Raw genomic sequence first — 11,667 nt, 5'->3', positions numbered from 1 at the left:
TCTATTAAGTTATTAATACATTACTTGAAATTTCACGATCTTCCCATTCCTGGGGCATTCATACCTTGATTCAGCAACGCCGTAAAAAGTTGTAGTCATGTACTTGATTTTCCCGCTCCAGGAAAGTCTTGCCATGTAATGGTTTCAGAAGAAATGAATCTTATGTGCGGGGTAAGTTCCGAATAAACATTCGCGCTGCCAACTGCAAATAGTGATAAAATAAGCGCCGGGAGTCCTATAATCATATCCTGGTAGGCGAATTGAGCGGCGGTGGTGTTTGTTGCGATCGTATTTCATAATTTTGTCCCCATAAAACATTTGTTCGTTGGGCGGGGGCGGGTTTATTAGATTGTTGGTTTCCGCCATAGATGGTTGGTGAAACCCGCCCCTACCAGTTATCGTAGGGGCGGGTTTTACCAACCATATTTGAGGCTGACTAACAATCTATAAAAACCCGCCCCCACAAACAATCTATAAAAACCCGCCCCCACAAACAATCTATAAAAACCCGCCCCCACCCAACCAATAACCCTCAACCAAAATTCAAGGGATCGACATCAATAGTTAAACTAACAGAACGCGGCGTGCGATCGCGCAATCCGATCAAATCCGACAAATCCACCGACTCATCCAAAGGCAACTTCAGCAAAATCTGCCACCGATACCGATTTGCCACCCGCATAATCGCCGCAGGTGCAGGCCCCAACAACTCACATCCCGGTACAGACAATCGCTGAATATACTCCTGACAAACCGACGCCAATTGTACCGCAGTCACCGCCACTTCTGCCGCATCTACACTGCTCAACCGCAACAAAATCAGCCGCCCGGAAGGTGGATAATTCAGCGCTGCTCTTTCTGCTAATTCTGTTTCCACAAAATCTGCATATTCGTGCCGCCTAACTGCTTGAATTACCCGGTGTTCGGGAGTGTAAGTTTGAATAATTACCCGCCCCGGATCGTTGCCTCTGCCTGCACGGCCCGCGACTTGAGTTAATGTTTGAAAAGCTCGTTCGCTGGCCCGATAATCTGATAAGTTCAGCAACCCATCAGCAGACACAACTCCCACCAAGGTGACTCCAGCTAAATCTAACCCTTTCGTCAGCATTTGCGTACCCAACAAAATGTCAGCTTCTCCATTAGCAAATTGCGTTAACAATCTGCGGTGGTCGCCCTTATTTCTAGTTGTATCGCTGTCAAATCGAATTGCGCGCAATTCGGGAAACAATCTCGTTAATTCCTGTTCGACTCGCTGAGTGCCGCTGCCGAAGTTTTTGAAGTAGGGAGAACTGCATTCCGGGCAGTTTTGGGGGTGTCGTTCCGTGTGGTTGCAGTAGTGACAGCGCAACACTTCTGCGGTTGCTTCGCCGACGTGGTGATAAGACAGGGAAACATCGCAGTTCGGGCATTCCATCACATAGCCGCAACTCCGACAAGAGACAAAGGTACTGTGTCCTCTTCTGTGAATAAATAGAATACCTTGCTGTTGTCTTGCTCGCAATTGTTCCAGGGCGTTTTGCAGGGAAGCGCTGAAAATTGAGCGGTTACCTTGCCGCAATTCTTGGCGCATATCGACTATTTCCACAGGCGGCATCGGGCGCGAATAAATGCGATCGGGCAATGATAAATAATGGATAGTTGGTAACGAGTAATAATCTCTTCGCGTCCCGACAAAAGTCTCTAAAGCTGGCGTTGCGGAACCTAAAATTAACGGACAATTTTCTAATTCCGCGCGCCATTTGGCAACGGTGCGGGCGTGGTAGCAGGGGGCTGGTTGGTCTTGTTTGAAGCTGCTGTCGTGTTCTTCATCGAGGATAATTAAGCCGAGGTGAGGTAAAGGCGCAAAAATGGCCGATCGCGTGCCGATGACAATTTGCGGGGTTCCAGTCAGCATCTGACGCCATGTATCGTAACGTTCGCCGTCGGATAGGGCGCTGTGGTAGACGCAAATTTGCTCGCCAAAACGGGCGCGGAATCTGTCTGTAAGTTGCGGTGTGAGGCCGATTTCGGGAACGAGTACGAGGGCGGATTTGCCGCTGGCTAAGATTGGGGCGATCGCCTGCAAATACACTTCGGTTTTCCCGGAACCTGTAACGCCGTGCAGCAGCACTTGACGAAATCCCGAAAAAGAGTTAATAAACGCTAAGGCTTGAGCTTGAAAATGAGTTAAAGTTTTGGGTGCATCGGGCAATTGAGAAATTCCGCGATCGCCCCTGAGCACTTCCCTTTTATCGATTACAACGGTACCTTTCTGTTCTAAAACTTTGACAACGTAGGAACTCGCACTGCAAATTTTTAGTAAATCGTTCAGCCACATTTCACCGCCGCCACGCCGTAAAACTTCCAATACTTCTTGTTGCCGCTTGGTTAAATCTGTGACAAATGCACTAGCAATTAATGTCACTGCCGGTTTGAGTTGTGGTTTGGGAGGATTGGGCGGTTCTAAATAACTTTCTACCCAACCGCGTTTCAATAAATCTTTCAATCCCCGATAACTTCCCTTAACTTGGCGCTGGAGGTATTGCCAAGTGTAATCGCCGTTTTTTTGAGCTTGCAGCAATTGCAAAATTTGACTGGCGGCGGGATTGAGAAATGTTTCGGCATTCGGAGAAATTGCGTCCTTAATTAAGCGAATTCGGCGCACGGAACGGCTTAACAAACCGGGCGGCAACGAGGCTCTAATTACTTGAATTAAAGGTGTGCAATAATAGGTGGCAGTGCGATCGAGCAATTCCCAGTAAGTGGGCGGGAAAAAACCCGTACTGACAACATCTTCGACATCTTTAACCCGCGCCGGATCTAAGTCGGGCGGCAGTTGAGAAATGAACCGAATCGCGATCGCCCCTACCTGTTGACTGCCAAAGGGTACACTCAAAATATCCCCTGGTTGCACGGTAAGTTCCGCAGGTAAACGATAGGTAAATAACTTATTTTCCTCCCCAGGCGAGTCCCCCGCAACCCTGAAAGGAGAGTCCACCAATACCTCTATCCACTCTGCCCGCACGGTGGGGCGCTGTGGCGGTTCGCTGCTGCCGTAGGATGCCCCGGCCTCTGCCGCTATAGGGGTTGACAAACCAAAAGTGACAGTAGACATAGGGTTGCACATCAAACTAGGAGGAGCCGCAGTCAAAGGGAGTTTTCATTATCCCTCAGTTTAGCTCGATCGATCGATCTTAGCTGCGGGAATTGGCGATCGGAATCTCGATCGCCAATTCAGTCCCTTCTCCAATTGCGGAGATGCACTCCAACCTCCCGCCGTGTTTGTCCACAACAATCTGATAGCTAATTGACAATCCCAAACCCGTCCCCTGACCAACTGGTTTGGTGGTGAAAAACGGATCGAAAATTTTCGATCTCACAGCTTCATTCATGCCCATACCATTATCTTTGATGCTAATTTTTGCCCAATTTTCCGAAATAATAGAAGTAGTAATTGCCATCTGGCTGGGGTTGGCTTCTATCTCCGCTATGGAACTCTTTTGGTCTCGCTCTCGCAGGGCATCAATAGCATTATTAATGATGTTCATGAACGCCTGATTTAATTGCCCTGCATAACATTCTATTTTAGGTAAGCTTCCATAGTTTTTAACAATATTTATAGCAGGCAAACCTGCTTTTTCTTTTGTCAAATGCTGCACAATTAACAAGGTACTTTCAAGTCCTTCGTGAATGTTAACCGGTTTCTTTTCGGCTTCATCTACCCGCGCAAAGTTGCGTAAAGTCAGCACAATTTCGCGGATGCGCTCAGAGCCAACTTTCATTGACGAAAGAGTTTTCAACAAATCTTCGCGCAGAAAGTCGAGGTCAATTTTTTCAAGAAAAGCTTCAATCTCTGCATCTGTTTCGGGATACCGATCCTGGTACATTGCGAGCAATTTTAAAATATCGCTCGTGTAGTCATTGACATAGGTAATATTGCCGTAGATGAAGTTGACGGGATTGTTGATTTCGTGGGCGATACCAGCTACCAAAATTCCCAAAGCCGACATTTTTTCGGCTTCGATCAATTTGATCTGCGTTGTTTGCTGGTTTAAGATAGCTTTTTCTAGTGTAGACATTCTTGCTTTTACAATCTTTTCGTAATCTCTAAAATCCTCAGTGACTGTTTTTAGCAAAAATTCTGTTTTTTGATTGAGGGCTTCTAATTGGCTGCGTTCGGTTTCCGAAGTTTCGAGTTTTTCCTGTAGGATTTGATTGGCCTTTTCCAGCTCTTTGATTCTGTTTTTCCAGTCTGTTGGTTCCATTGTCTATTATTTAAAACCTAAAAAGATTGTTATAAAAGTTTCATTATGGCTTGTTTTTACCTTGATTTGTTTATAAAATAGTACCGCCTATTTTTGGCAATTCTGTAATAAAAATTAAAGATAGGCTTGATTTTGCTATTTATAAAAATCTTATCTAAGATACATTCAAAATGTCAAGTTATCAATAACAAATCTGGTTAAAACCGAGGGTCACTTTTCTTCCGCGCACAGGCATTTGCGGGTTTTTCATCTGATGGTTGATAAATCAGCAGGCCGATCGCAAACTTAGAAGGGCGGACTGAGCGCGAAACACGGCCCGATTCAGACAACATTTGTACAAAACCCGCCGGCAAGGCAAAGGAAAAATATTAAATGTGAGTGCGATCGACCGGGGGCGACGAGAAAAGTGCGATCGACAGGGCGCGCGATCGCCCACAAGGAATCTCAAGTAACAAGCCAATTGCTCCCAGAACGCAATCACACTATAGCATTGCTGAGAAATCTCACTTTAATGTGTCGATCGTACTCACACACCCGCACCATTTTGTGCTAATAACTACTACTTGTGACAACATCGACACAGCAGTTTATATTTGGAGAGTAATTGATGTCAGGTAGCGAAGTTCGTGCAGACTTTTGGATGAGCGAGTACATTACCCCTTGGGATATTTACGTTCACGGCGTCATCGCGGTGCTTGCTTACAAGAAAACAGCCTATCAAGAAATGTACGTAGTTCAGACCGGTACTTACGGCAAAGGCTTAGTTTTAGACGGCAAGTGGCAATCTTGTACGGGCGACGAGTTTCTGTACCACGAACCCCTTGTGCACCCAGCCATGATTTGTCACGGTTCCCCCAAAAAAGTCCTCGTTCTCGGCGGCGGAGAAGGAGCTACAATTAGAGAAGTGCTGCGCTGGAAAACAGTTGAAAAAGTCGTGATGATCGACATTGACGGCGAAGTAGTAGAAGCTTGCCGCGAACACCTGCCAGAAATGCACCAAAATGCCTTTGACGACCCCCGCTGCGAAGTAGTAATCGGCGATGCTTTGGACTATTTAGACAAAACTGACAATGATTGGGATATTGTCATTTCTGACTTGTCCGATCCCATTGAAGAAGGCCCATCTTTCCAGTTGTTTACCAAGGAGTATTTTGAGAAAGTTCGCAGCGTAATGTCACCTAACGGATATTTCGTAGTGCAAGCGGGCCCCGTTTCTCCGGCAGAAATGAAAATGCACGCTCGCATTGTGAATACCCTGAAATCTGTTTTCTCCAATGTTCAATCCTGCACCAGCTTTATTTCTACTTACGGAGCTCCTTGGGGTTTCGCCATAGCTTCTAATCAAGAAATAAATACGCGGCCCGAACCCACAGTTACTGACAAATTACTCGCCGAGAAAACAACTGGCGGGTTGCGGATGTTCGACGGAATTACACTGTTGGGGTTGATGCAGCTTCCCGGTCACTTACGACAGGTAATCGCCGCTGAAACCGAAGTTTACACTATGGCAGCACCGCCTAAGTTTTTCGGGAAAGGCTCTGTCAGTCAGTGAAGTTAAATTGAAAGAGAAAACTCGTTTGGAGTAACTGAGATGAGCAATTTGATTCGCATAGTCGCTGCAATTTTTATTCCCCCGCTGGGCGTATTTTTGACTGTAGGCCTCGGCACTGATTTTTGGATCAACCTGGTTCTAACCTGTTTTTTCTGGTTTCCGGGCATGATCCACGCCATTTGGATAATTGCCAAGCACGATCGGGCTTAAGCTAATGTAGGGGCAGGTTTTACCAGCAATATCTGTCATCCGCGAAAGGGATAGATAAACCCGCCCTCTTTCTTCTTCCTAACATATTTGTCGTAGGGGCGGGTTTCACCAGCAATATCTGTCATCCGCCAAAGGGATAGATAAACCCGCCCTCACCCCACTAACAATCTAGATGTACCTCTATTTATAAAATACCGGAATCATCTAGATTGAGATTTACAGTTGGGTGGGGGCGGGTTTATTTAGATAGTCGATTAGAGTCAGAGATTGTTGGTGAACCCGCCCCTACGAGGTTTTACAGCAGATTCCAGGTTTATGAAACACACCCCGGATATATCCTCGGTAGGGACAAAGGCTTTCGCCGTGTCCCTACCAACCATAAATACAGCGTATTTATGGTTGTAAATCAATTTCTTCACAAACCAATTCAGCAATTTTTTTCGCAGCCCCCGATTCTCCTCGAACCGCACGCAAACGATCGCCCATTTGTGCTAATTTTTCAGGATGGCTCAAATAGTCGATCGCCAATTGAGCAATTACTTCCGGTTCCAGCTTCCCTATTAACTCCGGCACAATCTCTTCCTGTGCCCAAATATTCGGCCAAGCATAAAGCTTTCCCTTTCCCAATTGCCAGATTAGCCAATTAATAGCCGTAGCAAAAACGGAACCGACTAACGGCAAATTTGCCAGCAATCCCGGCAATCCGTCCCAGGCTTTCATCGCATCCAATTGCTGCGTCGGAATCAAAACAATCATCGGTACAGCTAACGAACCCAATTCGGCTGTATTCGCTCCCACAGTAGTTAAACACAGGCTGCATTCTGATAGCAAATCGTAAGCGGGCGTCTGCGTCCAAAGTTCTACTTGCAAGTTATTTGCTGTCTGCAAAAACGGTCGTTCTGTTAAATGAAGTTCGGCGCTGGCGTTTTCAAATAAATGCAGGCAAGGATTTTGTTTGGGGTCGGCAAAACCTGCTAGAGTTTGCACATCTATGGTAGGAGCAACGGGAATTACAAAGCGAGTTTCAGGGCGGATGCGGTGGATGGATTGGGCGATCGACAAACATAACGGTACACCTAAAGCTAATTTGGCCGCTTTAGAACCGGGCAACAATCCAATTAATTCTATTTTCCGTAGGGGCGGTGCCCCCGTGCCCGCCCAATCTCCGGCGTCCGATTTCCCGTTCCCTACTTCCGCGATCAAATCTCCGACAACTGTAAATTTATTAGCATATTTTTGGGGAATTTTAGCAAAAACTTCTGGTTTCATCGCCGCAAATTTATCAATCCAGCGATACCACCGCGCCTCCCATTCAGCATAAATAACAGTGCGATATTTTAGCCTTTTGCCAATCACAACCGTAAAAAATTGATCGCCGCCTAAAAATAAAACAACTCCTGTTTCGTGCCAATCCCAATTTTCAGCAGTTTTGCCCGACAATAAGAAGGGAAAAAAATGCTCCGGTGCTTGCACTCTGTCAACTTCTGGGTAGGAACAGGCTATTTCTGCTTCTTTCCCGGTGGCGTGCGGACAGGGGGACAGCACCACAGAGATGCGCGCTTGAGTGCCCGCGTTTCCTAATTGGTCGCGCAAAGCTTGCACGGCGGGACGCACCCAAGTTGCCAATTCTCCGGGGCCGTTGGAGAGGATTAAAATATCGACTGTCATAGGATTTAATATTTGAGAGGATACAAGGGAGAATTTATGACAGATTTAATTGATGCCGTCAAGACGGGTGATGTTGCCGCTGTAGAAAGTGCGATCGAACAGCGTGCAGATATCAATGCCAAAGATGAGGAAGGTACGACGGCTTTGACGGCGGCGGCTGAGGCTGGCAATTCGGCGATCGTCAAAACATTGCTGGCTGCAGGTGCGGATGTCAACAGTCACGACAATGACGGGTGGACGCCGTTAATGAGTGCCGCTGCTGCCGGACATACCGAGATTGTACAGCTTTTGCTGGAGGCGGGGGCGGATGTGAATGCTAAAACTAATTTTGGTTTGACGGCTTTGATGAGTGCAGCAGGTAGCGGGCGCACTCAAGTTGTCGAATTTTTAATCGATAAAGGAGCTGATATCAAAGCTAAGGATAATAATACTTGGACTGCGTTAATTTGGGCGTCTTCGGAAGGTCACAAAGATGCGGTTGAGGTTTTGAAGCTAGCGCGCGATCGGGCTTAATTATTCACAGGAATTACGCATTAAGGCCAGAGAAACCGGGTTTTTCATCTAATCTGTGGACTCTAACGAAGGATTTTCGTAAAAAAACCCGGTTTCTGATTACCCCATGCGTCCAGAACTACATTCAGAAACTGGGTTGATTCAAGAAACCGGGTTTATGATTAAACCCGGTTTACGAGAGTCTGTGCGTAAGTCCTGTTAAAATTTCATCAACCCGGTTTCTAGCCAAGCAAGAAAGGAAAATTATAAATGTCAGCAAGTTGAGGAAAAGTCAGTTGTTTCAAATTTAATCCAGCACCTCCCTCAAGAATTGCAATTCTATCTCCTCCTTTTGATATGACTAAATCTCCACCCACTGGAGATATTTGATAGTTACTGAGTTTGCCTGATAGCTGGAGTGCATCTCCCTGACTGGGATTGAAGCCGCGAATCCGAGCCTCACCCGGGCCTAAGTACAATTCTTGAGTGCTAGGTTGACCGCCCGGTGGTGGCGAAGTATTGTCATAAGCCAAAATAAAAGTATCAGCACCTTCGCTACCAATCAAGGTATCAAATTCGTTGCTGCCGTCGCTGAAATAATGCTCATCAAAATCAACTCCAATAATTGTTGTTTTTCCCTTGCCAAAACCAGTCACAATATCATTCCCAGAAGTCCCCACAAAAGTTGCAGATCGATTGGTTTCAAATTGACCAACTTTTGTATACTGATCGAGACCTGAAGCAAAACTTCCTGCTTTAACCGCCGTAGCAACATCGGGATTGTTTGCTAAATATCCAGCTTCCCAAAAGTTATCCAATACAGAAACTTTATCAAAGATTAAGAGATCGCGCCCCCGATTTACGAAAAACGGCATATTCAGACCGCCCTCGACTATACCTACCGCTGCGAAAGCCCTAATCGGCCCGACACTAATCCTAAAATCTCCATTAGGAGTATTGTTCAACATATAGTTGCCTCGCGTTCCCGCTAGGCGGATTTTATCGGCTTGCGGGTCAAAGTTTTTAATCGTAGCGTAGTTGGTGTTGCTAACCCCCCCGTAGAATTGACCCCCATTCACATCGGAAAAATCCCCTACACCGAGCACGAAAGTATCAGTACCGTTACCGCCAATTAGGGTGTCGTTTACGGGGGGGGAGGGAAAACCGGAAGGTTTTTCATAAACTCGATCGCCCGCTGCATTTAAAGATACTTGAATGCCAATGATTTCAACATTTCCCACACCAAATCCCGTTAAAATGTCAGTGCCTTTAGTACCGACAAATGTAGCCGATCGCGCTGGCTCAAATTGTCCAAATTTTCGGTAGTGTTCTCCGCCTGTTTTAAAAACTCCCGCCTTTACTGCTGCTGCTACGTCGGGGTTTTTCAACAAGTATTCCGGTTCAAAAAAGCTACTCGCGTAAAGACCTTCTTTGGCTCCGAATTTGATAAAGTGTTCCAAACCCGATTTGAAAGTGCCGTTCTGTACAAACGGCACAAGTACGGGGTATCGTTTTAAATAAAATGCTTCGTCGTAGTCAGGCGATACTTGGGTGCGGCCTTCATCGTAACCAAACTGGATAAAGTGGTCTAAACCAGAGGCAAAAGGCGCGTTTGGATTGTTGGCGCTACGAACCAGGGGAGCAATATCTGGATTTTGAGATAGATAGGTTTCTTCGTCAAAGTACCGCGATACTTGGGTCAGGCCGCCGGCTTGACCAAACTTTTCAAAGTGTTCTCTCCCAGATTTTATAATTCCTGCATCAATAGCCGATTGCACCCAAGGATATTGCCCAAGGTAGTATGGCTCGTCAAAAATGTCATAATTTGTCATAATTATTTCTCCAAGCTTAGTCTGCTTACTTGTCGGTTAAACTTGACCCACTATAAATAACTCTACGAACTCACTATGTCAAGTTAATTATTGTTAAGCCTGTTTTATTATTTTTATGGCAAACACAAAAGTGCGATCGCACTTTTTTTGAATGTGCGATCGTACTTCCCAGCAGCAATCAGCCAAATCCCCAATAGCTTCGAGATTTCTAGCCAAGTAGAGGTAGAGAACCTCTAGATTCTGGTAATAAATTCAACTTGAGATTTCCGCCGCCTTCAATAACAGCGATCGTGTCAAATCTACTAATTCCCGAACTTCCATCTGAAAGGGAGACGAACAAGCCGTTCGTTTGGATAGCTAAATCTCGATTGTTGTTGATGGGAAATATCAAGAATTTATCTAAGGAAGGTTGGATATCTCTTGTTGCTAGTTGAATACTATCCTGCCCTTGGGTAAAGTTCCGAATTGTAGCAAAACCCGGCCCGATATATAAATTTGTTGGGAAACTGAATCCCTTACCACCACTGCCTACTAAAAGGTCTCCGAGCATGAATTTATCGCTGCCGCTACCGCCAGTGAGAATATCGAATTCATTACTGCCCTCACTTTCATAATTTCTGCCGGGGATGGTAAAGCCATCACTGTTTGTAACATAACCTACTTCAACTCCAATTAATTCGGTATTTCCCACCCCAGCACCGGTGATAATGTCATTCCCGGAAGTTCCGATAAAAGTCGCAGAGCGGTTAGGCTCGTTTTTGCCGAAATTGAAGTAGTGTTCGCGACCTGTTTTCAAGGCTCCAGAGTTGACAAAAGGCACGATGTCTGGGTTTTTTAGTAAGTATTCTGTTTCAAAAAATGAAGTCCCAAACTGACCGTCTTTGATGCCGAATTCAATGAAATGCTGGTAGCCATTTTTAAAAGTTCCATTCTGAATAAACGGCTGCAACTGTCGGTTATTTGCGAGATAAAAAGCTTCGTCATACTCAGGCGATACGCGAGTGCGACCCTCTTCGTAACCGTATTGAATAAAGTGGTCTAGCCCGGTTGCAAAAGGCGCATTTGGGTTGTTGGGAGTGCGGACTAAGGCAGCAATGTCTGGGTTGCCGGCAAGATAAGTATTTTCGTCAAAATAGCGCGATACTTTAGTTAGGCCGGCGGCTTGACCGAATTTTTCAAAGTGTTCTCTTCCTGATTTGATGACTCCTGCATCAATGGCTGGCTTGACCCAAGGATATTGAGCAAGGTAGTATTTTTCGTCAAAAATTGCGTAACTAGCCATGTTTTCCTACTGCGGCTTTAATGAGCTGTTTATGCAATTTATCAATAATCCGAAACTGAGACAATTACCTAATCGGGTGATTTTATCCAAAAGTCATATCGGGAGCATCTCATATTTGTAAAAACACTTCTTCTGGCTCTTTCCTTCTTCCTCTTTCCTTCTTCCTCTTTCCTCCTGCCTCCTGCCTCCTGCCTCCTGCCTTAAAACTCCAATTTCTAGCTTAACTGCAAAAGTGAGATGCTCCCGTCATATCGCAGTTAAGCTCTATGCTTTCTCGCCGAGGAAAGTGAGACAGACAGGAGGATTAAAGCCCACATTCCGCAGATGTGGGTCGGATTTCTTTATCAGTTGTGAAAACTTGGAAGCCAAACACTTTTAGGCTGAAAT

General features: G+C 45.7%; 9 protein-coding genes. 4 read left to right on the top strand and 5 right to left on the bottom strand.

Going from position 1 to position 11,667, the window contains the following annotated elements; all coding sequences use genetic code 11:
• Positions 1-532 precede the first annotated feature (532 nt).
• On the bottom strand, positions 533-3,094 hold the full coding sequence (gene priA / locus QUA99_RS30710) for a primosomal protein N' (RefSeq protein WP_333244701.1): 2,562 nt from the start codon (positions 3,092-3,094) through the stop codon (positions 533-535).
• 79 nt (positions 3,095-3,173) lie between these two features.
• The gene (locus QUA99_RS30705) at positions 3,174-4,244 is read right to left on the bottom strand and encodes an ATP-binding protein (RefSeq protein WP_333244698.1); all 1,071 of its coding nucleotides are present in this window, start codon (positions 4,242-4,244) and stop codon (positions 3,174-3,176) included.
• 378 nt (positions 4,245-4,622) lie between these two features.
• On the opposite strand from QUA99_RS30705, the gene QUA99_RS30700 reads away from it, so the two are divergent.
• Genes QUA99_RS30700 through QUA99_RS30690 form a run of 3 tightly spaced genes read left to right on the top strand, consistent with a single transcriptional unit; the run spans position 4,623 to position 6,006 of the window.
• A complete protein-coding gene (locus tag QUA99_RS30700) occupies positions 4,623-4,862 on the top strand; it encodes a hypothetical protein (protein ID WP_333244696.1) in 240 nt (79 codons plus the stop codon).
• Positions 4,852-5,796, top strand: coding sequence for a fused MFS/spermidine synthase (locus tag QUA99_RS30695; protein ID WP_333244693.1), 945 nt, complete (start codon positions 4,852-4,854; stop codon positions 5,794-5,796). The genes QUA99_RS30700 and QUA99_RS30695 overlap by 11 nt, the downstream gene beginning before the upstream one ends.
• Positions 5,797-5,835: 39 nt before the next feature.
• Positions 5,836-6,006: a YqaE/Pmp3 family membrane protein gene (locus QUA99_RS30690; protein WP_333244688.1), complete on the top strand. Its 171-nt coding sequence runs from the start codon at positions 5,836-5,838 to the stop codon at positions 6,004-6,006.
• A gap of 393 nt (positions 6,007-6,399) precedes the next feature.
• On the opposite strand, the gene QUA99_RS30685 is transcribed toward QUA99_RS30690, so the two are convergent.
• Positions 6,400-7,674, bottom strand: a complete 1,275-nt coding sequence (locus tag QUA99_RS30685) for a lipid-A-disaccharide synthase (RefSeq protein ID WP_333244685.1) — start codon at positions 7,672-7,674, stop codon at positions 6,400-6,402.
• A gap of 36 nt (positions 7,675-7,710) precedes the next feature.
• On the opposite strand from QUA99_RS30685, the gene QUA99_RS30680 reads away from it, so the two are divergent.
• A complete protein-coding gene (locus QUA99_RS30680; RefSeq protein WP_333244682.1) occupies positions 7,711-8,187 on the top strand; it encodes an ankyrin repeat domain-containing protein in 477 nt (158 codons plus the stop codon).
• 221 nt (positions 8,188-8,408) lie between these two features.
• Here the strand turns inward: QUA99_RS30680 and QUA99_RS30675 are convergent, their stop codons facing one another.
• Together QUA99_RS30675 and QUA99_RS30670 are read right to left on the bottom strand one after the other, a co-directional pair.
• Positions 8,409-9,998 carry a hypothetical protein gene (locus QUA99_RS30675; protein WP_333244679.1) on the bottom strand — a complete coding sequence of 530 codons (1,590 nt, stop codon included), beginning with the start codon at positions 9,996-9,998 and terminating at the stop codon, positions 8,409-8,411.
• A 208-nt stretch (positions 9,999-10,206) separates the two neighbouring features.
• Positions 10,207-11,280, bottom strand: coding sequence for a calcium-binding protein (locus QUA99_RS30670; protein WP_333244676.1), 1,074 nt, complete (start codon positions 11,278-11,280; stop codon positions 10,207-10,209).
• Positions 11,281-11,667: the final 387 nt, after the last annotated feature.

Origin of the sequence: Microcoleus sp. F10-B2 (genome assembly GCF_036704965.1) — a bacterium.
Lineage (GTDB): Bacteria > Cyanobacteriota > Cyanobacteriia > Cyanobacteriales > Microcoleaceae > Microcoleus.
Note: the sequence above shows the minus strand (reverse complement) of the source record. Positions and strands in the feature narration are given on the sequence as shown.